The 21,736-nt window shown below is 43.7% G+C and carries 23 protein-coding genes and 1 pseudogene; 12 read left to right on the forward strand and 12 right to left on the reverse strand.

Annotation, left to right across the window (positions count from 1 at the left end):
* Positions 1-33: 33 nt before the first annotated feature.
* Positions 34-618, forward strand: coding sequence for a superoxide dismutase (locus FNC98_RS14425; RefSeq protein ID WP_144035001.1), 585 nt, complete (start codon positions 34-36; stop codon positions 616-618).
* Between the two features lie 131 nt (positions 619-749).
* On the opposite strand, the gene FNC98_RS14430 is transcribed toward FNC98_RS14425, so the two are convergent.
* From FNC98_RS14430 to typA, 5 genes and pseudogenes are all read right to left on the reverse strand, one after another.
* Entirely contained in the window at positions 750-1,298 is a 549-nt protein-coding gene (locus FNC98_RS14430; protein ID WP_144035002.1) for a hypothetical protein, read from the reverse strand.
* A 2-nt stretch (positions 1,299-1,300) separates the two neighbouring features.
* The gene (locus tag FNC98_RS14435; RefSeq protein WP_144035003.1) at positions 1,301-1,762 is read right to left on the reverse strand and encodes a hypothetical protein; all 462 of its coding nucleotides are present in this window, start codon (positions 1,760-1,762) and stop codon (positions 1,301-1,303) included.
* A 220-nt stretch (positions 1,763-1,982) separates the two neighbouring features.
* Complete coding sequence (locus tag FNC98_RS16850) at positions 1,983-2,144, reverse strand: hypothetical protein (protein ID WP_185967992.1); 162 nt, start codon at positions 2,142-2,144, stop codon at positions 1,983-1,985.
* Positions 2,145-2,413: 269 nt separating this feature from the next.
* A pseudogene (locus FNC98_RS17115) lies at positions 2,414-2,569 on the reverse strand (transcriptional regulator); the annotation flags it as partial.
* Positions 2,570-2,858: 289 nt separating this feature from the next.
* Positions 2,859-4,682: a translational GTPase TypA gene (gene typA / locus FNC98_RS14445; RefSeq protein WP_144035004.1), complete on the reverse strand. Its 1,824-nt coding sequence runs from the start codon at positions 4,680-4,682 to the stop codon at positions 2,859-2,861.
* 405 nt (positions 4,683-5,087) lie between these two features.
* Here typA and glnA point away from each other — a divergent pair, with 405 nt between their 5' ends.
* The 4 genes from glnA (at position 5,088) to glnG (ending at position 9,873) form a co-directional block, all read left to right on the forward strand.
* A complete protein-coding gene (glnA, locus tag FNC98_RS14450; protein WP_144035005.1) occupies positions 5,088-6,494 on the forward strand; it encodes a glutamate--ammonia ligase in 1,407 nt (468 codons plus the stop codon).
* 297 nt (positions 6,495-6,791) lie between these two features.
* A complete protein-coding gene (locus tag FNC98_RS14455; protein ID WP_144035006.1) occupies positions 6,792-7,304 on the forward strand; it encodes a DUF4124 domain-containing protein in 513 nt (170 codons plus the stop codon).
* A gap of 83 nt (positions 7,305-7,387) precedes the next feature.
* A complete protein-coding gene (glnL, locus tag FNC98_RS14460; protein ID WP_144035007.1) occupies positions 7,388-8,476 on the forward strand; it encodes a nitrogen regulation protein NR(II) in 1,089 nt (362 codons plus the stop codon).
* Positions 8,476-9,873, forward strand: a complete 1,398-nt coding sequence (gene glnG / locus FNC98_RS14465) for a nitrogen regulation protein NR(I) (protein WP_144035008.1) — start codon at positions 8,476-8,478, stop codon at positions 9,871-9,873. Before glnL ends, glnG begins: the two co-directional genes overlap by 1 nt.
* Before the next feature lie 44 nt (positions 9,874-9,917).
* Here glnG and FNC98_RS14470 read toward each other — a convergent pair whose 3' ends face one another.
* The 3 genes from FNC98_RS14470 to efp form a co-directional block, all read right to left on the reverse strand.
* Entirely contained in the window at positions 9,918-10,301 is a 384-nt protein-coding gene (locus FNC98_RS14470; RefSeq protein ID WP_313904107.1) for a MerC domain-containing protein, read from the reverse strand.
* Positions 10,302-10,451: 150 nt separating this feature from the next.
* Entirely contained in the window at positions 10,452-11,423 is a 972-nt protein-coding gene (gene epmA, locus FNC98_RS14475; protein WP_144035009.1) for an elongation factor P--(R)-beta-lysine ligase, read from the reverse strand.
* An 80-nt stretch (positions 11,424-11,503) separates the two neighbouring features.
* On the reverse strand, positions 11,504-12,073 hold the full coding sequence (efp, locus tag FNC98_RS14480) for an elongation factor P (RefSeq protein ID WP_144035010.1): 570 nt from the start codon (positions 12,071-12,073) through the stop codon (positions 11,504-11,506).
* Between the two features lie 82 nt (positions 12,074-12,155).
* Here efp and epmB point away from each other — a divergent pair, with 82 nt between their 5' ends.
* The 3 genes from epmB (at position 12,156) to FNC98_RS14495 (ending at position 14,511) form a co-directional block, all read left to right on the forward strand.
* Positions 12,156-13,181, forward strand: a complete 1,026-nt coding sequence (gene epmB / locus FNC98_RS14485) for an EF-P beta-lysylation protein EpmB (RefSeq protein ID WP_144035011.1) — start codon at positions 12,156-12,158, stop codon at positions 13,179-13,181.
* 81 nt (positions 13,182-13,262) lie between these two features.
* On the forward strand, positions 13,263-13,574 hold the full coding sequence (locus tag FNC98_RS14490) for a hypothetical protein (RefSeq protein ID WP_144035012.1): 312 nt from the start codon (positions 13,263-13,265) through the stop codon (positions 13,572-13,574).
* Between the two features lie 46 nt (positions 13,575-13,620).
* Positions 13,621-14,511 (forward strand): transporter, encoded by an 891-nt coding sequence (locus tag FNC98_RS14495; RefSeq protein WP_144035013.1) that lies wholly within the window; start codon positions 13,621-13,623, stop codon positions 14,509-14,511.
* 5 nt (positions 14,512-14,516) lie between these two features.
* On the opposite strand, the gene FNC98_RS14500 is transcribed toward FNC98_RS14495, so the two are convergent.
* Positions 14,517-15,020: a DUF3016 domain-containing protein gene (locus FNC98_RS14500; RefSeq protein ID WP_185967993.1), complete on the reverse strand. Its 504-nt coding sequence runs from the start codon at positions 15,018-15,020 to the stop codon at positions 14,517-14,519.
* 242 nt (positions 15,021-15,262) lie between these two features.
* Here FNC98_RS14500 and FNC98_RS14505 point away from each other — a divergent pair, with 242 nt between their 5' ends.
* Together FNC98_RS14505 and FNC98_RS14510 are read left to right on the forward strand one after the other, a co-directional pair.
* Positions 15,263-15,613, forward strand: coding sequence for a hypothetical protein (locus tag FNC98_RS14505; protein ID WP_144035015.1), 351 nt, complete (start codon positions 15,263-15,265; stop codon positions 15,611-15,613).
* 254 nt (positions 15,614-15,867) lie between these two features.
* Positions 15,868-16,608, forward strand: a complete 741-nt coding sequence (locus FNC98_RS14510) for a hypothetical protein (protein ID WP_144035016.1) — start codon at positions 15,868-15,870, stop codon at positions 16,606-16,608.
* 132 nt (positions 16,609-16,740) lie between these two features.
* Here FNC98_RS14510 and groL read toward each other — a convergent pair whose 3' ends face one another.
* The 3 genes from groL to FNC98_RS14525 form a co-directional block, all read right to left on the reverse strand.
* Positions 16,741-18,390 carry a chaperonin GroEL gene (gene groL / locus FNC98_RS14515; protein WP_144035017.1) on the reverse strand — a complete coding sequence of 550 codons (1,650 nt, stop codon included), beginning with the start codon at positions 18,388-18,390 and terminating at the stop codon, positions 16,741-16,743.
* Positions 18,391-18,465: 75 nt separating this feature from the next.
* Entirely contained in the window at positions 18,466-18,756 is a 291-nt protein-coding gene (locus FNC98_RS14520) for a co-chaperone GroES (protein ID WP_144035018.1), read from the reverse strand.
* Positions 18,757-18,894: 138 nt separating this feature from the next.
* Positions 18,895-19,422, reverse strand: coding sequence for an FxsA family protein (locus tag FNC98_RS14525; protein ID WP_144035019.1), 528 nt, complete (start codon positions 19,420-19,422; stop codon positions 18,895-18,897).
* Positions 19,423-19,513: 91 nt separating this feature from the next.
* Here FNC98_RS14525 and cutA point away from each other — a divergent pair, with 91 nt between their 5' ends.
* Positions 19,514-19,858 (forward strand): divalent-cation tolerance protein CutA, encoded by a 345-nt coding sequence (gene cutA / locus FNC98_RS14530; RefSeq protein ID WP_260680369.1) that lies wholly within the window; start codon positions 19,514-19,516, stop codon positions 19,856-19,858.
* Entirely contained in the window at positions 19,858-21,708 is a 1,851-nt protein-coding gene (locus tag FNC98_RS14535; protein ID WP_144035020.1) for a protein-disulfide reductase DsbD, read from the forward strand. Before cutA ends, FNC98_RS14535 begins: the two co-directional genes overlap by 1 nt.
* Positions 21,709-21,736 lie beyond the last annotated feature (28 nt).

Below are 21,736 nucleotides of genomic sequence, written 5' to 3' on the forward strand. Positions count from 1 at the left end.
ATTGTTTTACTTTTTCAACTCGGAGACTTCAACATGGCAATTACCTTACCTGCGTTGCCTTACGCACAAGATGCCCTTGCACCACACATTTCTGCTGAAACCCTTGAGTACCACTACGGTAAGCACCACAACACTTATGTTGTTAAGCTAAACGGCCTTATCGAAGGTACTGAATTTGCTGATGCTTCTTTAGAAGAAATCGTTAAGAAGTCTTCTGGTGGTGTATTCAACAACGCTGCGCAAATCTGGAACCACACTTTTTACTGGAACTCACTAACGCCAAACGGTGCTGGCAAACCAGTTGGTGAATTAGCTGCTGCTATCGATGCACAATTCGGTTCTTTCGAAGCGTTCCAAGAGAAGTTCAATGACAGTGCTGTTAACAACTTCGGTTCAAGCTGGACCTGGTTAGTGAAAAATGCTGACGGCAGCCTTGCTATCGTTAACACCTCAAATGCGGCAACACCGCTGACAGAAGACGGTGTAACTCCACTTCTAACTGTTGATTTGTGGGAACACGCCTACTACATCGATTACCGTAACCTACGTCCTTCCTACATGCAGGCTTTCTGGGCGTTGGCTAACTGGGAATTTGCAAACGATAACTTCAACGCTTAATCGCTAACGTTATTTCGTTTAAAAAGCGACCTGAAGGTCGCTTTTTTATTATATGGATGTAAGTATACCCGGATAGCAGGACGCGGCACGGGCATATTGCAATGACAACAGCGGCATCGACTTTAAAACACCTAAAGAGCAACTGAGGAAATATTTAACGGAGGCTTGTCTCGTTTGATGCGTGACCCCGTATATTCAACAGGCTCTCGCGACTTTTGATACTCTTTGTACAGCTCCTGTAAGTTCAGCGGTTCAAATTGCATATCAATGCGATTACCAGTAGGCATCCTGGCTAAGAATTTACTTCTTACTCTGATGAATTCTCTTAGTTCTTCCTCATTCAGATTATTTTTCGCATTTTCTAAATAGCTAGTGCGCTTTTTACTTTTCACTTGGTAATTGGACAAATCCGCCCAAAGCAACGCAAATACCGGATCAACATCAATGTAATTTTCGATGCCGTTATCAAAATATTTGGCTAACTGAAATTGCGAACGATAATCGCCTTGCATTGCCAAATTGCAGAAAATATCGAAAGCTTCTTCGTGCTTATCAACTTTTTGCGCTTCAATACCCGCTTTATAAGGAAAGAAACCAGGTAATTCCCGACAACCATTCTCTTCATCGGCATAGCTGTTAGAAGCAAAAGCTAGCAAACAAATACTGATTAAATATTTCATCTCTAACATCCTATTCCAATGTATTCTTTACACACCTCAGGGTGATCTTTGGATAATAATGCAACATAGCGATTGAAGTTAATACTGGCTACAGTGACTGGATCGCGAACAATGAATTCACCGAAGTAATTCATTTCCCCGGCTTCTACATAAGTACAAAAACCTTTGTCCTGGTAATCTACGCGAAAATCGTAAACGTCAAACCCTACCAGACAGTATTCACCGGCAGGCACTTTCAATGTCATTTGATGAACGCCGCGTTCCAGGCGACCTTCATAAAATTCACTGCCGGTTTCCATGTTTTTAAACTGAATGTTTTTCAACGGGTCTAGCGAATTAAACACTAACCCGAAATAGCCCTCATCAGGCTTCAATGGTTGCATTTCAGCGTCAGCAGGTAGGCGATAGGTGGTGAGGCATCCTGCAAGGCTCAATAATGATATGAGTACGATTAATTTTCTCATTTTACTTTTTCCCTGTACTACAAATAAGCAAGCTTATCGTGCCAGTATCGAGGAAAGAAGTAAACGCCTTACCATCTGAATAACATCAGCTTTTGTCTGAAAGACAATTTTACTGATTACCCGTTCAGAGGTGACAAATCAGTATTTAATAATTAATGTCTGGCAATGCTTGGGTCGAGAAAAAAACCAATCAGTAACAACACAAACAACAACAACACACCTATTGCCTGCAACCAACCTTGATATTGCGCTCTTGTTCTGCAACACCGCGGTAATGGTAAACGCGTCGGCCATCATCAGCATCGTAAATAATCAAGTCACCGACAAACTCATCAAGGTAGAGATAAACACGAAATCGGCGCTGCTCTATCGAAAGACGCATCTCTTCCACCTTACGCTCATAATCCGGATATTTCGGCTATACATATTAAACGGCGCTTTGGTGAATACACTCGGATTTTCGCCGTCTACTAAGGTGCCATGGGACACGTATTAATAGCCCGTTTCGGAAAAAACATTGCCTTTGTACCCGGCGTAAAACATAGCGACAGCGAGGGCACAGACAATCGCACATAGTGACAGATAGATGCGCCGCTGCTTGATGGATTGTTGTTTTGAAAGGGATAGCTGCTGAGAGATCATTGGCACTTGTTATAAACGTCTGAGCTCAGCAGTAGAAGAAATAGAATGTAGTACCTGGGTCAAAGCTAAATCTAAAGACGTTAATATGGCTGATAAAATCTCATCAGATGGCACCGATTTATCATTTACCAGCTTAGATAAATAGGACTGTTCTATGCCCGCAAGTTCACTAAGTTGTGGTTGGTTTACTTATCCTGTCGTGTTTGTTTTATTACAGCACCTAAAGCCATAATCATTCCCGCCCAAAAAATTGACACAACCTATTGAATAAAACAAATATTCTTGGCCACCCCTACAGAATGATAAGAATATACCCCCTAGTTAATAATTTTCTGCCAGGTGCAGAATTGAGGATAATCTTGTTAGCAAGGACGAGTTCAGAAACAAAAACGCCGGCATCAGCCGGCGTTTGCAAATCAATTAAGCTTATGTTCGATTGCGATTAAGCTGGCATTTATGCTTTTTTGGCGTTACGAGATTCACGCTTACGATCCGACTCTTTTAAGAACTTCTTACGAATACGGATGTTTTCTGGCGTTACTTCTACTAATTCATCGTCATCGATAAATTCTAACGCTTGCTCTAAGGTCATCTCGATTGGCGGCGTTAGTACCTGCGCATCGTCTGTACCAGAAGCTCGTACGTTGGTTAGCTGCTTACCTTTCAAAGCATTTACTGTAAGGTCATTATCACGGCTATGGATACCGATAACCATACCTTCATAAACTTCAACACCATGACCAATCATAAGACGACCGCGCTCTTGTAGGTTAAACAGAGCATTAGTCAAAGCTTTACCGGTAGCATTAGCAATCAATACACCATTGATACGCTGACCGATTTCACCACCTTTGTGAGGACCGTACTGCAGGAAAGTGTGATAGATAAGACCACTACCTGAAGTTAAAGTCATGAACTCGGTCTGGAAGCCAATCAAACCACGAGACGGCATGATGAAGTCCATACGGATACGACCTTTGCCATCTGGCGCCATATCAGTAAGTTCGGCTTTACGCAGACCCATTTTCTCCATGATTGAACCCTGATGCTCTTCTTCAACATCAACGGTTACGGTTTCGTATGGCTCTTGAGTCTCACCATCTTTTTCGATCATGATAACTTCGGGACGAGATACCGCTAACTCGAAGCCTTCACGACGCATGTTTTCAATTAGGATACCTAAGTGCAATTCACCACGCCCTGACACACGGAACTTGTCCGGATCGTCTGTTTCTTCAACACGAAGGGCAACGTTGTGAACCAATTCTTTCTGCAGGCGATCAAGAATGTTTCGTGAGGTTACATACTTGCCTTCTAAACCAGAAAATGGCGAAGTGTTTACCTGGAAGGTCATAGTAACGGTTGGTTCATCAACAGAAAGTGCCGGTAGTGGCTCAACTTCTGTTGGGCAACAAATGGTATCGGAGATTTTCAGCTCGCCCAAACCGGTAATCGCGATAATATCACCCGCTTTGGCAGATTCGGCTTCATAACGCTCTAGACCAAGGTAACCTAAAACCGTACCCACTTTACCGTTGTGGATACGACCATTAGCACCATGAACGGTAACCTGCTGACCTGGCTTAACGGTACCCCGAGTAACGCGACCTACACCGATTACACCAACATAAGAGTTGTAATCAAGCTGAGAGATTTGCATCTGGAACGGGCCTTCGATATCCGCATCCGGTGCCGGAACTTCTTCAACAATGGTTTCGAACAACGGTGTCATATCAGTGCCTTCTGCACCTTCTTCGTGAGATGCCCAGCCATTGATAGCTGAAGCGTAAACCACTTTAAAGTCCAACTGTTCGTCAGTTGCGCCTAAGTTATCAAATAGATCAAATACCTGATCCATTACCCAATCAGGACGAGCGCCTGGCTTATCGATTTTGTTGATAACTACGATAGGCTTCAACCCTTGTGCGAATGCTTTTTGGGTTACGAAGCGAGTTTGCGGCATTGGGCCTTCTTGTGCGTCAACAATTAGCAGTACTGAGTCAACCATTGACATTACTCGCTCTACTTCACCACCAAAGTCAGCGTGGCCCGGAGTATCTACGATATTTACGCGATAATCGTTCCAGTCGATAGCGGTGTTTTTAGCGAGGATGGTAATACCACGCTCTTTTTCGATGTCATTAGAATCCATCACACGATCATCAAGATCTGCGCGTGCGTCTAATGTACCTGATTGTTGTAACAGTTTATCAACCAGGGTGGTTTTACCATGGTCAACGTGCGCGATAATCGCAATATTGCGTAATTTGTCTAACACTGTATTAGCCCTTAACTATATTTGGGCGCGTATTGTACAGCAGAGCAGTGCACAAGGAAAATTAAAATTGTACGATTAATAAAACCGATAGGTCGCAGGAGAAGTGCGCCCTGACTAGGATTTGATTTAGATATTAGTGTTTTGCCTTATTTTGGAAAAAATCCTGTGAATTCTCACTAAAATGGTACAATGAAAGAGTAGTAACTGAAATTTTCAGGATCCCCTGTCATCTATGCACCATTAAGATCCACAGTTGCACCAAGCAGGTGCAAACCAAGCCGATATTAAATGCCCATTCCTTGATAAAACAACGGTTACAAAGTTGGCACGATTATCGCTTATGCATTGCATAGCAAATGTTAGTACATTTTTATTTTAACCTGCAGAATAATTTCGGAGACGTTCATGTCACAAGCAGTTTTAAATTTGATTAAAGAAAGCGACGTTAAGTTCGTTGATTTGCGCTTCACTGATTCCAAAGGTAAAGAGCAGCATGTTTCACTTCCTTTTCACCAAATCGATGAAGATTTTTTTGAAGAAGGTAAAATGTTCGATGGTTCTTCTATCTCTGGTTGGAAAGGTATCAACGAATCAGACATGATTCTTATGCCTGACGCTGAAACTGCGGTACTTGACCCATTCACAGAAGAAACAACTTTAAACATCCGCTGTGACATCGTTGAGCCTGCTACTATGCAAGGTTACGAGCGTGACCCGCGTTCTGTTGCTAAGCGCGCTGAAGATTACATGCGCAGCACTGGTATCGCTGATACAGTTCTATTCGGCCCAGAGCCGGAATTCTTCTTATTTGACGACGTTAAGTACCACACGGATATGAGTGGTTCTATGTACAAGATCGACGACAAAGAAGCTATCTGGAACTCTTCTACTTCTTATGAAGATGGTAACACCGGTCACCGTCCTAACGTTAAAGGCGGTTACTTCCCGGTAGCTCCAGTTGATTCTTCACAAGATCTTCGTAGCGCAATGTGTCTGGTAATGGAAGAGATGGGACTTGTTGTTGAAGCGCATCACCACGAAGTTGCAACTGCGGGTCAGAACGAAATCGCGACTCGTTTCAACACTATGGTTAACAAAGCTGACGAGATTCAAATCTACAAGTATGTTGTTCATAACGTTGCACACGCATACGGCAAAACGGCTACTTTTATGCCTAAGCCAGTTGTTGGTGATAACGGCACTGGTATGCACTGTCACCAATCTCTGGCGAAAGACGGTGTTAACCTTTTCTCTGGTGATCAGTACGGTGGTCTTTCTGAAACTGCTCTTTACTACATCGGCGGTATCATCAAGCACGCTAAAGCACTAAATGCTTTCACTAACGCTTCTACTAACTCTTACAAGCGTCTAGTTCCTGGTTTCGAAGCGCCAGTTATGCTTGCTTACTCTGCACGTAACCGTTCTGCTTCTATCCGTATTCCAGTAGTACCTAGCCCGAAAGCACGTCGTATCGAAGTACGTTTCCCTGATCCAACAGCTAACCCATACTTAGCATTCGCAGCAATGCTTATGGCTGGCCTTGACGGTATCAAAAACAAGATTCACCCAGGCGATGCAATGGATAAAGATCTATATGATCTACCAGCGGAAGAAGCTGCTGCTATCCCACAAGTTGCGAGTTCATTAGAAGAAGCTCTGGATTGTCTTGAAGCTGACATGGACTTCCTGACTGAAGGTGGTGTATTCACTCAAGACATGATCGATGCATACATTGAACTTAAGCGTGCTGACATCGAGAAGCTGAACATGACAACTCATCCAGTTGAGTTCGAAATGTACTACAGCGTTTAATCAGCAATTACTGATTACTCTGAAAAGCCCGCATAAGCGGGCTTTTTTATGTTTAAATTCAGAGGGTAAGCATAGATTGGTTTTTAATCGCTGATTGATACATAATAATACCTATATTTCATATAGATAGAATGACCATATCAATGAAATCTATGTTGTAACTGAACCTCTGCCTAAACTCTGAGTTGTGCACAAACTCAGTGTGATTGGTATAACTATTATTCTTTATTCGCTGTCTCTAGAAACTATTGGCAACGATAAAGAACGGATATTCGTTAGGTCTATGGAACCCAAATAATGAAATGGATGAAACTCGTTACGATAGGCATGATTTTGCTCTGTACATTGGCGGTACAGGCAAAGTCCAGAATATACGCCTGGACCGATGAAAATGGTAACGTCGTCTTTTCCGACACCCCAAAACCCGGCGCTGAGCTTATCGAAGTGGATGAGCAGCAAACTATCATCAGCTCCGTCGACACCTCAATCCTGGATGTAACCCCGAGAGCTAAAGTCGAGGAATTTCAGGTCAGTATCACCCAACCAGAAGATCACGCGACTATCCGTGATAATTCTGGCTCTATCTACATCTCCGGTCAGGTTTCACCGGTGTTCAAGCGTGGTCTTAAAGTTCAATTGTTTTTCAACGGCGAGCCTCATGGTGAGCCACAGACACGCTCTGTATTTATCCTCAGAAACGTTGATCGTGGCGAGCACAAAATAAAATTGGATCTAATCGACAATCAAGGCAAGGTTATTGCATCGTCCAAAGAAAGGACGATTTATTTGCACCGTGCTCGGATAAACTAAGGCACAACTCACTAAATACGTGCAATTTAAATCGCGTTTTATTAGACTAAATCTAAGTTCGCACCATATTGGTGCATCCGGAGATGCGATTGCACAGTTCAACCCAATTAAAAGACATACGTCGATATTACCAACAGCAGTTAGTGTCTCAGCTGGGCACCGCTGTCGTGGTATTAAACAATCGCCTGGAAATTAAATACCTCAACCCTTCCGCCGAAGCGATATTCAATAAAAGTTTAAACCGCCTACTAGACAAACCATTTGTGGAAAGCTTTATCCACTGTTCTTTGGATGTCGAAAGACTTGAACAAGTGGTGCGTACCGGTCAGGATTTTACCGACGCTGACGTTATTCTCGAGTTTATTGATAACTCGCGGATTACCCTCGAAGTATCGGCTTCAGTGATCATGATTGATGGCAAAACCAGGGTATTGCTGGAATGTAAGCAAATCGATAAGCAGAAACAAATCAATACCGAGATGTTTCAGGAGCAGCAATGGCAAGCAGCGCGCGATTTGATTCGTGGCCTCGCCCATGAAATCAAAAACCCACTCGGAGGATTGCGAGGTGCCGCGCAATTATTGGATCGGGAGTTAACCCCGGAACAACGGGAATTTACCTCATTAATTATTGAGCAGGCTGATCGCCTGACTAATCTTGTCGATCGCTTGTTAGGTCCAAACCAGCTACCTAATGTCACCCAGATGAATATTCACCAGGTATTGGAAACCGTATATCAATTAAAGAGGTTTGATAATGCTAAAGGCATCAAATTTATCCGCGATTACGACCCTTCAATACCTGACATTGATATTGATCCCGAGAAACTGCAGCAAACGCTATTAAATATTATCGGCAATGCCATTCAGGTGTTGGATGAAAATGGCGAAATCACCTTAAAAACCCGGATTGCCACTAACCAAACCATTAATGGGGAAAAGGTTAAGCTGGCGATAAAAATCTCGGTTATCGATAACGGCCCCGGGATCCCGCCGGCATTGCAGGATAAGATTTTTTACCCCATGGTATCCGGTCGCGCTAACGGCACTGGCCTTGGGCTTTCTATTGCGCAAACTCTGGTACACCAACATCATGGTAAACTCGCATGCCACAGCTATCCTGGTCGTACCGAATTTTCAATTATATTGCCTTTACCAAAGAGACCTAATTAATGAACGCAGAACAAGTATGGATAGTCGATGACGACAGCTCAATTCGCTGGGTACTGGAAAAAGCTTTAAAAGGCGCCAATATCTCTGCCGCTACGTTCAGCAATGCTATCGACGTGCTAACGGCGCTGGAGATCAGCCAACCGCAGGTCATCATTTCCGATATTCGCATGCCACAAATGGATGGCATGACTTTGCTTAATCGTATCAATGAGCAAGCCCCTGATATACCCGTCATTATCATGACTGCCCACTCCGACTTGGATAGTGCCGTAAATGCCTACCAAGGCGGTGCTTTTGAATACCTACCAAAACCGTTTGATATTGATGAAGCCCAGGCTCTAATTAAACGCGCCCTTACCCACTCTCAGGAGCAATCAGCGAAAAAAGCCAAGAATAACCAACGCGGCACCGATGTGGGCATTATTGGTGAAGCACCGGCAATGCAGGAAGTGTTTCGGGCGATAGGACGTTTATCTCGTTCCAGCATCAGTGTGTTGATCAATGGTGAATCCGGCACCGGTAAAGAGCTGGTGGCAAATGCCCTGCATTTACACAGCCCACGTAAAGACGCGCCATTTATTCCATTAAATATGGCGGCAATTCCAAAAGATCTGATCGAGTCCGAGTTATTTGGCCATGAAAAAGGCGCTTTTACCGGCGCAAACTCGGTTCGTCAGGGACGGTTTGAACAAGCTCACGGTGGCACGCTTTTCTTAGATGAAATTGGCGATATGCCCCTAGAAATCCAAACCCGACTACTACGGGTACTTGCCGATGGACAATTTTATCGGGTCGGTGGCCACAGCCCGATCCAGGTAGATGTTCGCATTATTGCCGCAACCCATCAAAATCTTGAAGAATTGGTTCACAGTGGCGATTTTCGGGAAGATTTATTTCATCGTCTTAATGTTATACGCATTCAATTGCCGAGCCTAAAGGAGCGCAAGGAAGATATCGAACAATTGGCATTGCACTTCCTGTCAAAAGCCGCTGATGAGTTGGGCGTTGAATGTAAAAGTATCGATACCCAGGCATTAAAGTTTATGCAGCAATGCGACTGGCCTGGTAATGTTCGCCAACTGGAAAATATCTGCCGCTATTTAACGGTAATGGCTTCGGGTAAAGCAATCTTATTAAGCGATTTGCCAGAAGAGTTAACCACGATTTCCAGTGCCGGAGCGAGTAGCACCAGTAATTGGCAAAGTCAGCTTTCCCTGTGGATGGATGAGCAGCTAAGTCAGGGAAATAATGATATTTTGTCGGAAGCTTTGCCTGAATTTGAACGCATCTGTCTGGACAGGGCATTGCATTTCACCCACGGCCACAAACAGGAAGCGGCGAAAAAACTGGGCTGGGGAAGAAACACCTTAACCAGAAAGTTAAAAGACTTACACTAACGTTTAATTGATTGGTATGTAACACGGATAAGCTGCGGCTCTGATTATGAATCGCAGCCCTGTTCCTGACAGGTACGGCAGCTATTACACAGCTTCAAATTCACCAGATGCGCCGCCACTAATAACGCTGCGCCGGTGATAACCATCAGAGGTTGCAAGGATTCTTCGACACTATGCTTGTGCCAATAAATAAAGCCGCCCAAAAACAGCAGATAGAACGGATATATCTTACGATGATAACGTTTAAAACCTGAGAACAGGGCAATGGAACCGAGAATCAGGGTGGCGAGTAAAAACCAGTGTTCCGCTTCATGATCGCCGATAAAGCCTAATCCCAGCAATGACAGGGATGGCAATAATACTGGCAAAAAGATACAGTGCAATGCGCATAAAGACGTAGCGGTTATGCCCAAACGATCTAACATCATAAAGCTTACTTAGGTCCTGCTTGCTGGTTCTGACGAATAGATTTGTCAAGCCAACTCAGGCCAGACTTATTGCAGTCAAAGGTGAATGAATAAACAGTGATAATATCACATAAATACTCAAGTCACACTTAAATATTGTAACCTAATTGTTTAACAGCGATGTAAGTCAAAGCTAATAACATCGCTAATTTGCTGTTTTCCAAGCTTCAACATGAGTAAACGATCGACGCCAACGGCAACGCCGGAACACTGCGGCAAACCGGCTTCTAACGCGGCTAGAAAACGTTCATCAATAATTTTTTCAGGTAACCCGTTTTCACGTCGCAACTCATTGTCCTTTGCAAAGCGTTGTCGCTGTTCTGATACATCGGTTAGTTCATCAAAGCCATTGGCCAGTTCCATACTGCGATAATATAACTCGAAGCGCCTGGCAACGCGTTTATCAGTAGGTTCAAGCCTGGCAAGCGCGGCCTGGGTTGCAGGGAAATGATAAACGAAGCAAGGACGATTCTGGCCAATATTCGGCTCTATCATTTGCGAGAACATAAACTGCAACAAGGTATCTTTATTGGTTTCTTTCACTAGCCAGTCTGCCAGCATCTCTCGCTTTGCGATCAATTGCTTTAATTCTTCTACCGAAGCCGTTAAAGGATCAATGGCAATGGTTTCAATAAAGGCCTGCTGGTAACTGATTTTGTCGGCAGGTTCGGTATCTAAAAGGCATTGCATGAGTTGATCAATTTCGGTCATTAGATCTTTGTCATCAAATCCCGGTCGGTACCACTCCAACATGGTAAATTCTGGATTATGATGTCTGCCCTGTTGCTCATTTCGAAACGCTTTACACAACTGATAAATTGCTCCGCTGCCGGCCGCCAACAGACGTTTCATGGCAAATTCCGGCGAGGTCTGCAGAAACAATTCACAGCTATCGTTATTTGAGCTCACTGCGGCATCGAGCTCTGTAGCAAAGCTTTGCAGATGAATATCCGTAACCGTTGCCTGACTTAAACTTGGCGTTTCTACTTCCAGCACTTGTCGCTCAGCAAAAAACTGGCGAATGGCACTGATAAATTTTGCCCGCGCACGAAGCGTTTCAATTGTCGCCGATGGTTGCCACATTTGCGATTGCCTCAAAAAAACCCTTGCCCAAAAAACAAAGGGAGCCAAAGCTCCCTTTTCAAAACATTCGGCTAAGCTCGTTACTTACCAGCGCGGGATACGTATTCGCCGCTACGGGTATCGACTTTAACAATCTCACCAATTTGAATAAATAGCGGTACACGAACAACAGCACCTGTAGCCAGGGTTGCTGGCTTACCACCAGTACCGGCAGTATCACCTTTCAGGCCAGGGTCAGTTTCAGTCACTTCCAGCTCAACAAAGTTCGGTGGAGTTACCGTAATCGGGCTACCGTTCCACAGTGTTAATACACACAAATCGCCTTCTTTAAGCCACTTTTCATTGTCACCAACCGCTTTTGCGTCAGCTGCCAGTTGCTCAAACGTGTCATTATTCATAAAATGCCAGAATTCACCGTCATTGTATAAATACGCCAAGTCTGTTTCCATGACGTCGGCGCCTTCAACTGACTCTCCGGACTTGAAAGTTTTTTCTAAAACCTTACCTGAGATAAGTTTACGGATTTTAACCCGGTTAAAAGCCTGACCTTTACCTGGTTTTACTAATTCGTTTTCTAGGATGTTGCACGGCTCGCCATCAATCATTAGCTTCAGACCGGCTTTAAATTCGTTTGTACTAAAGTTAGCCATAGGGTTCTCTTTTAAACGGTGCTTTGTAGAAGTTATCCCTTAACGTTCGATAAATACTAAGAACGCCAAGCAGAGATTATTAATGCCGCAAATAATACACCTAAATGACTCGCAATTACATGCTTGTTGGCAAAAAGAATTAGCCAATGTGGTTACCGATACCAGACAACTTCTGCAAATGCTAAATATCGACATTGGCGACCAGGAGAAACACTTTTCAGCGCGGCAGTTATTTCCTTTACGAGTCCCCAGACCATTCATCAAGCGGATGGAAAAAGGTAATATCAATGACCCCTTATTGAAGCAGGTTATGGTTCAGGATCTCGAATTTGAGCAGATCCAAGGTTACAGCACCGACCCGTTAGAGGAGCATGACACCGTTGCCGAAGGGTTACTGCACAAATACCGCAATCGGGTACTGATGATTGTCAAAGCTGGATGCGCGGTTAATTGCCGGTACTGTTTTCGCCGCCATTTTCCCTACGAAGACAACAGCCCAAACAAACGCCGTTGGCAAAAGGCTCTTGATTACATTAGTGCTCATCCGGAAATTCAGGAAGTTATCTTCAGTGGCGGCGACCCGTTAATGGCATCCGATGACCATTTAACTTGGTTGGTAAAACAGCTTGAAGAGATAAATCACATCAAACGATTGCGAATTCATAGTCGCTTACCTGTGGTGATCCCACAGCGCATTACCCCGGCACTAGTGGAGCTATTAGCGAACTCTCGTTTAAAGGCGGTAATGGTGTTTCATATCAATCACCCGAATGAAATTGATCAAACCTTTACTGAGGCGATAGAACCTTTGCGAGAAGCATTCATTCCGCTATTTAATCAAAGCGTGTTGCTAAAAGACGTAAACGACGATGCAGCGGTGCTTTGTCAGTTAAGTGAAGACCTGTTTGATATTGGTATTCAGCCATATTACCTGCACGCCTTTGACCCTGTTCAGGGCGCAGCCCATTTTGACGTAAATGATGAACTAGCAAGAGCCATTGCCCGGGAGATGATGGCAAATCTCCCAGGATTTTTAATGCCGAAACTGGTTCGTGAAATCGCAGGCGAACCTAACAAAACAATGATACCAATTACGACAGAAGATTAATCATTCAGCGAATATTCAAATCGATCAATAAAAACAGAACAGGTATAATCCCGACAAATTTAAGCAAGTGAAACGCAACCCATGGCCGATCCTGTTGAACAACAACTTATTGATAATATCTCACAATTATTGAAGCGCTCCATCGTCGCCGATAGTGCTTTGCAACAACTTCGCGCAGAAGACAAAGCCAAGTTCAGTCAAGTTTTTAGCAACGACTCACCGTTTGAGCGTAAAGCAAATACCTTTCAACCTTATATCGAAGAAATTGCAGATGATTTGCTAATTTGGCAACAAAGCAAATCTAAGCCATTATTAATCAAGCTGGTTAAAAAAATTGAGCAGCTTTTCAAAGTGTTGACCGAATTCGAAAGTCATTACACCAACAAGGGCTAACGTAGTATCCAAAGCCTGTTTTCGACCACAGCAGGAACAAAACTTAATGCATTTTCGCAATTGGTACTGGTTAATCTTATTATTATCTCTCAAGGCTCAGGCGCAGGATCTTGAGCCTCGCTCCTATTTAAATATCCCTGTCGATCAAACCTTTTTCTCAGCCATCTACATATACAGCACCGGTGATGTCTATACCTCGTCGGATTTACCGATTGATGACTTTCAATTAACGACAACCACCTGGGGAGGACAATTTGCTCGCACCTTTGAGTTAGACAATAAACTTGCCAAGTTCGACGTATTGTTCGCAACCGCCTGCGGCGATGGCGAAGCCATATTCAGGGGCGAATTTCGAACCAAAAAGTTTTGTGGCATGGCCGATAGCAAAGTGAAGTTTAATTACAATTTTTACGGTGCTCCGGCGTTATCACCAAAACAGTTTCTTACCAAAGAATCGCAAGCTGTTATAGGTTTTACCGTACAAGTAACGGTACCCAATGGTCACTACAACAAAGATGAAATATTTAATATCGGCAGCAATCGTTGGGCGATTGAAACGGAAATTGGCGGCAGTTTTCCGATTGGCAGGTTTGAAATTGATGCCGCCATATCCGGATTATTCTTTGAAGATAATGATGAATACTTTGGCGATAATGTGTATTCACAAGACCCGGTTTACAATTTTCAGGTGCACTTCATCTATGATATTGGCCCAGCACACTGGATTGGCCTGGATCTAAACTATTTTGATGGTGGAGATGGTTTTCTCAACGGCGAACCCTTTGGGATTAAGAAAGGCAATTATCGCGGCGGCATTTCCTATCGATACTCATTCAATGCGAACAACAGTCTTAAGCTGATTTTAAACAAAGGTATCACCACCCGACTGGGCAATGATACTGATGCCGCGACAATATCCTGGACTTATCGCCTGTAGTCGGCTTAATCTTTGGTTTTAATGGTACTGTAAAACCAGTCGTCAAACAGGTTCTTTTCATAAATAAATGAATCACTGCTGCGGTTATTTCGGACCCGATTCATAAAGTTCATATCTTTGATATTTTCTTCGCCGCTTTTTAGCATCTGTTTATTGCCATCAAGCAACTCATACTTAAATTCCAGCCTTGGAAAATACAAATCTTCGACAACTCGATAGGTGTTGGCGCCGGGCCCCACCATATACTTAACGTTTCCAGCCAAATCGACATCGGTAAATGTTAATTTCAGGATTTGATCCGCTGGTAGTTCATCGGCGCGTTTTTGAAAATGTTTTTCCAATTGCGCAAACACGCGCTCACGGAATCTGGCGCGGGGTTCATTGGCAGGATCCACATCGGTAAAATGCTCAGGCTCAATCCATTCAGTTTCTGCGGTCCCTGCATTGGCAATACCCATAGGTACTGACAAGGTGACAATACTTGCAACTAGTAATGATAAGCGTTTCATACCGACTCCCGTAAATTTCAATTCATTCATATTTATAGTGATATCACAGTAAATATGACCCGCGCACATTAAAAAAGTTTACGCCATTACAGGCAATTACGAAACCTTTACATAGTAAAGGCCCGACACTAACCTTAGGCATGAAGAATCTCATAACTCTAATCAAGATAACCGTTAAGCGCCTGACTTATAGGAGCTTTACAAAAAAGTTAAATCATAAACAGGTGAAAAACAGAACAGCAATGAACAGAATGAAAACACTGCTAGTTATTGCGGCAATCCTGGCTTCGCCGGTGACGTTGGCGAAAGGTACCAACGAAACTCAAAAAAGTGAATTGGCCACGCAGGTTTCACGCTGTTATGTAGCACACGAAAGCAGCCACAGCGACATGTATAAAAACCGGGAAACCGATAAATACGTCGTTTTACTCGCCAATTTAGTCGGTGCGGATAACGTGCAAAAAGTGGTTAATATTGCCGATGGTCGCTTTAAGAATCTCGCGCGAAATTCCGTTACTCCGATTGTGGCTAAACAGGAAATCAAACGTTATTGCACTGCTCTCGATGAAAAGCTACAAGCGTTAAGCGATTAGCACGGATTAGTAGCAGGAACTCCGTGCTCCCTCACAATAAGCGATGCAAAAGCATCGCTTTTTTATTTCCCTATGCCGACACAATCGCCCTAGTCCTGAACACTGTTGCTATCAGGTAAAAATCAACGAAAAGCGAACTAACTGATTACTACAAAGTTGACGAGAAAACAGCCCTGCACAAGGCTTAAGTTAGAAGATTCAATTTAATCTTCTTGCCGATTTTTGTCGTGGATGCATTAGAGGTAGAGGTTGCTGTGAAAATAGTTTTTAAAAATAACATCAAAAACGTATTGATTCGTGGTTATCGTCAATACCTTCGATTCAGTTCTAAGCCCTTCAATCAATTATTAAACCAAGCGTTGTTGACCGCCGAAGGCAAATGTTCCCAGGAAGATATTAGAAAGGAGCTAGCGGATTTCTATCAAAAATTTGATGATGCAGCGCTTAAACAATTAATTAATTTCAGTCATAACAAAAAAGTACTCGGTGATAACTACAAAATGGATTTGTTTGATATAACTCAGTATCGCATTGGCTTTTTTAACAACATTCAAAAAAGGTTTATTAAGCTGGTGCGCCATAAAAATATCCGCCTGGATATCGTCAGGCTCAATAAATACGCACAAATACCACCATACATGCACAGTGGTGTAGTTTCTGGGTTTTATGTATTAGAAGGTAAGGTGGCGATTCGCCATTATGACCAGGTCTCACTTTCAAGGGAAAGTGCTCGCATCAAAAAATCTATCGACACGACGTTAACGGCGGGAAGTTTCACCACCAATTCCGAATATAAGGACAATATTCACTGGCTAAATAGTCTCGCCGATGAAACCTATCTGGTGCGCTTTAATGTCACCCACATTCCCAATGCCAGATTTCCACTGAATAGCGATAATCCGCGAACGTTTATCAATCCGGTTAATGAGCATAGTGAGGGCGAGTACGATGCTAAGCTGATTGATGAGAAAGCAGCAAAGTCCCTGTCATTTTGAAAATCGATCCGTTTTATACGGGCACAAAAAAGGCCAAGTCAACAGATGTTGAATTGGCCTTAATATTTTCGGTGTTAAGCAAATTAAATGCTTAAATGAGGCGAGTATTTAGGGCTTGGTAATCCAGGTGGATTACATCATGCCACCCATACCGCCCATACCACCCATGCCGCCCATATCAGGCATTGGCGCAGATGGCGCATCTTCTTTCACTTCGGTAACCATAGCTTCAGTAGTTAGCATTAAACCCGCAACAGAAGCTGCAAATTGTAACGCGCTACGGGTTACTTTAGTTGGATCCAAAATACCCATTTCTAACATATCGCCGTAAGTACTGTTGCCTGCGTTGTAACCGAAGTTACCTTCACCGTTACGTACTTCGTTAAGTACCACAGAGGCTTCGTCACCACAGTTAGAAACGATTTGACGAAGCGGAGCTTCCATTGCGCGAAGCGCTACATTGATACCGTGAGTCTGGTCTTCGTTTGCACCTTCAAGAGATTTGATCTTGTCAGCAACACGAACAAGAGCAACGCCACCGCCGGCAACAACACCTTCTTCAACCGCAGCGCGAGTTGCGTGCAATGCATCTTCTACGCGAGCTTTCTTCTCTTTCATTTCCACTTCAGTAGCTGCACCAACTTTGATTACCGCAACCCCACCAGCAAGTTTCGCCAGACGTTCCTGAAGTTTTTCTTTGTCATAATCAGAAGTAGATTCTTCGATTTGACCACGGATTTGTGCAACACGTGCCTGAATTTCCGCTTCATCACCGATACCATCGATGATAGTTGTGTTGTCTTTAGAGATAACAACACGTTTGGCCTGACCTAAATCTTCTAATGATGCTTTCTCAAGCTCCATACCGATTTCTTCAGAGATTACGGTACCTGCAGTTAGAGTAGCAATGTCCTGAAGCATAGCTTTACGACGGTCACCAAAACCAGGGGCTTTAACGGCAGCAACTTTAACGATACCGCGCATGTTATTAACAACGAGTGTTGCTAGCGCTTCACCTTCTACATCTTCAGCGATGATAAGAAGTGGCTTACCCGCTTTTGCTACCGCTTCTAGTGTGGTTAGCAATTCACGGATATTTGAAACTTTTTTGTCAACCAAAAGGATGAATGGGTTGTCTAGTTCAACTGCACCACTTTCCTGGTTGTTAATGAAGTAAGGAGACAGGTAACCACGGTCGAACTGCATACCTTCAACAACGTCAAGCTCGTCAGTTAACGCCTGGCCTTCTTCAACAGTGATAACACCCTCAGTACCTACTTTATCCATTGCCGTGGCAATGATTTCACCAACGGTTTTGTCAGAGTTCGCTGAGATAGTACCAACCTGCTCGATAGCTTTGTTGTCAGCACATTTTTGTGACAAACCTTTAAGCTCTTCAACCGCTGCAATCACTGCCTGATCAATACCACGCTTCAGATCCATTGGGTTCATACCCGCCGCGATAGACTTCAAACCTTCAGTTACGATAGCCTGGGCTAGAACGGTTGCAGTCGTTGTACCGTCACCAGCTTCGTCATTGGCTTTAGAAGCAACTTCTTTAACCATTTGTGCGCCCATGTTTTCAAACTTATCTGCAAGTTCGATTTCTTTAGCAACACTAACACCATCTTTAGTGATAGTTGGACCGCCGAAGCTTTTGTCCAGTACAACGTTGCGGCCTTTAGGACCCAGAGTAACTTTTACAGCGTCAGCAAGGATGTTGACACCATTTAACATTTTTACGCGAGCATCATTTCCGAATAATACGTCTTTAGCTGCCATGATTGATTCCTTTAATTATTTGTCGCGCGTTTCGCGCATTCATATTCTGTTCAGTGCTTGAAAACGAGTAGGCAATTACTCAACGATTGCCAGAATGTCGCTTTCACTCAAAATCAATACGTCTTCGCCGTCCAGCTTTTCAGTTTTAACACCGTAGCCTTCGTTGAAGATCACTTTGTCGCCAACCTTAACGTCAAGGGCACGAACTTCGCCATTTTCCAGAATGCGGCCATTACCTACAGCGATAACTTCACCGCGAGTAGATTTTTCTGCGGCACTGCCAGTTAACACGATGCCGCCAGCTGATTTTGATTCAACTTCCTGGCGTTTGATGATCACACGGTCATGTAGAGGACGAATGCTCATTAATCTCTCCTGATTTGGTTTTTAATAATTAAATAAAAAGATGTTTAAGTTTCAAATGGGGATGAAAAATTAACTCTCAAGGTGAAAGTTAAAAAAATCCCCGATTTTTTTAAAAATTTTGCCCTTGATTATAGGCGGTCAGTCTTTGCGTTCAAACTCACCTTCCAATGCCGAAGGTTCTCTGGGTTTAGTTTGCTTATCGAAAGGTTCTTGATCGAACGATTGATTTGAAAAAGGATCCTGTTTAAACCCTGAAGACGATTGATGGTAGGATTGAAAGCCCTGACCAAAGCCAAAACTCTGCCCTTGTTTTGCAACGATATACGGTTTTACTTTATTGACAATCCATTGCCTCGAAACCGGCCATAATAACAACAGGCCAAAGGTATCGGTAATAAAGCCTGGCGTTAACAAGGTAACACCAGCGACCAGCAATAGTACGGAGGCAATAATTTCATCGGATGGCATCTGGCCGCTAGCCATTTTTTCCTGCATCGACTGCATCGTCGCTACTCCTTGCTGCTTTACCAGGGTTGCGCCTAACCAAGCAGTAATAATGACCAGACAGATGGTTGGCAGAGCACCAAGTACGCCGCCCACATTGATAAGCACCATGATTTCTAAAATTGGGACAGCGATAAAAAGTAAAAATAAGATTCTAAACATGTCTGTGAAAACAATTTATTTTCGATGTGAAACATATATGGGGGTTTTCTGGTCTATTTCAACCAAGTTTCTTCTGGGATAAACTATAGCCATGATGAAACGAAACTCTAGTGACTGCATGCATCAAGTGATTCTGTGTACCTGCCCCGATAAAAGCAGTGCCATCACCATAGCTAATGCCCTGGTTGATGAGCAACTTGCCGCCTGTGTAAACATTCAGGAATCGATAACCTCCATTTACCAATGGCAGGGAGAACGGCAGCAGGATCAGGAAGTGCTGATGATAATTAAATCAAGGTGCGAACGGTTTTCAGCACTGGAACAAAAAATCATTGCCCTGCATCCTTACGATGTGGCAGAAATCATTGCCCTGAATATTCAGCAAGGCAATGAGGAATATTTAAGCTGGATAGATTCAACGGTGATAAAACAATAATGCGCGCTTTCCTTCAATTATTTGTATTGCTCTTATGTGTCATCGGCACATCAGTACAGGCACAACAGTCTCCATTCGACACGTCGATGGACTCCCTATTCTCTAATCAGGATGAATTTTTAAAAGTTGATCAGGCTTTTCAATTTGATTTCAATCAACAAGGCAAGGATGTTGAGGTTTATTTCAACATTGCCGAAGGCTACTACCTCTACAAAGAAAAATTAGTTTTCAAAAGTGACAATGCCAAATTTCAACTGCCAACACTTCCGGAAGGGGTCGAGCACGAGGATGAATTTTTTGGTGTCCAGCAGGTTTACTACAAGAAACTGAAATTCAATATCCCGGTTGATGAAGCAAGTAACGATAGCAGTATTGAGTTAACCTATCAGGGTTGCGCTGAAAAAGGCCTGTGTTACCCACCGACGAAAAAGGTTATCTATTTATCTGCCGTTGGCGAGCAATCAGATGATAATAACAGTGCTGCGATTTTAGGTGCTATCGGTGCCGACAGCGCTGATAATGGTGCAGCGAGCAATGACTCAGATGCAGCACCTCAAGGCACTGCTTCTTCCGACAGTGAACAATTTGAACTAGCCTCTTTACTTACCAGTGAGAGCCTGGCTTTGATCCTCCTGACTTTCTTTGGCTTAGGTATCTTACTATCGTTCACGCCATGTGTATTCCCGATGTATCCGATTTTAACCGGTATTATTGTTGGTCAGGGCGATAAGCTATCCACGGGCAAAGCGTTCTCGCTTTCCATGGCGTATGTTCAGGGTATGGCAATTACCTATACCATTCTCGGTGTTGTCGTTGCCCTTGCCGGTGCTCAGTTCCAGGCGGCATTCCAACACCCTGCCATCCTTATCGGGTTGAGCATTCTGTTCATCGTTTTAGCGCTTTCAATGTTTGGCGTGTTCAACCTGTCAATGCCGTCATCCTGGCAGCAAAAATTGAATCAGCTGAGCAGCTCACAAAAAGGTGGCTCACTAGTATCGGTATTTATCATGGGTGCAATTTCAGGGTTAGTGGCATCTCCTTGCACTACCGCTCCGCTTACCGGTATTTTAATTTATATCGCCCAATCCGGTGATATCGTGCTTGGTGCAACGGCTTTATATGCCCTGAGTATGGGTATGGGTCTGCCACTGCTGGTACTGGGCAGTTCTGGTGGTAAGTTACTGCCAAAAGCCGGCAACTGGATGAATGTCATCAAGACGGTCTTCGGTTTATTACTACTAGCCGTTCCTATCTTCCTGTTAGAGCGGATGATCCCAGAGAACATTACCAACCTGCTTTGGGCGTTATTGCTATTAGGTAGTGCCACATACTTCTACGTGGTTAATAACGATAATCGCAAATCGCCGGGTACCTTTGGTTATGGTTTACGTTCACTTGTCATATTCCTGATGATGTTTGCCGGTGGTCAACTGGCTTTTCAAACGCTGTTTGATACCACCCAACATCAGCAGGCAGCAGCGCACCAAGAGTTTGTGAAAGTGGCAACGATTGAAGAGCTAAACATTGAGATTGCTAAGGCCAATGCCAATGGCCAAACGGTAATGTTGGATTTATATGCCGACTGGTGTATCGCCTGTAAGGAATTTGAGAAATACACTTTCCCAGAAGCCTCGGTGCAAAAAGCCTTGCACAATACAGTAATGCTACAAGCGGACCTAACCGACTTGGGCAAACCGGAAAGCCTGGCATTTATGGAAGAATATGATGTCTTTGGCCTGCCTTCGATTCTGTTCTTTGATGAATCGGGTAAAGAACTGGATAAAAACCGGGTAACGGGCTTTATGGGTGCTGACGAGTTCTCCAAGCACATCAACGAAATTTTCAATTAAACGTAGCCATATTCCTCGAAAACGGTCA

The sequence above is a fragment of the Thalassotalea sp. PS06 genome, from assembly GCF_007197775.1.
Lineage (GTDB): Bacteria > Pseudomonadota > Gammaproteobacteria > Enterobacterales > Alteromonadaceae > Thalassotalea_A.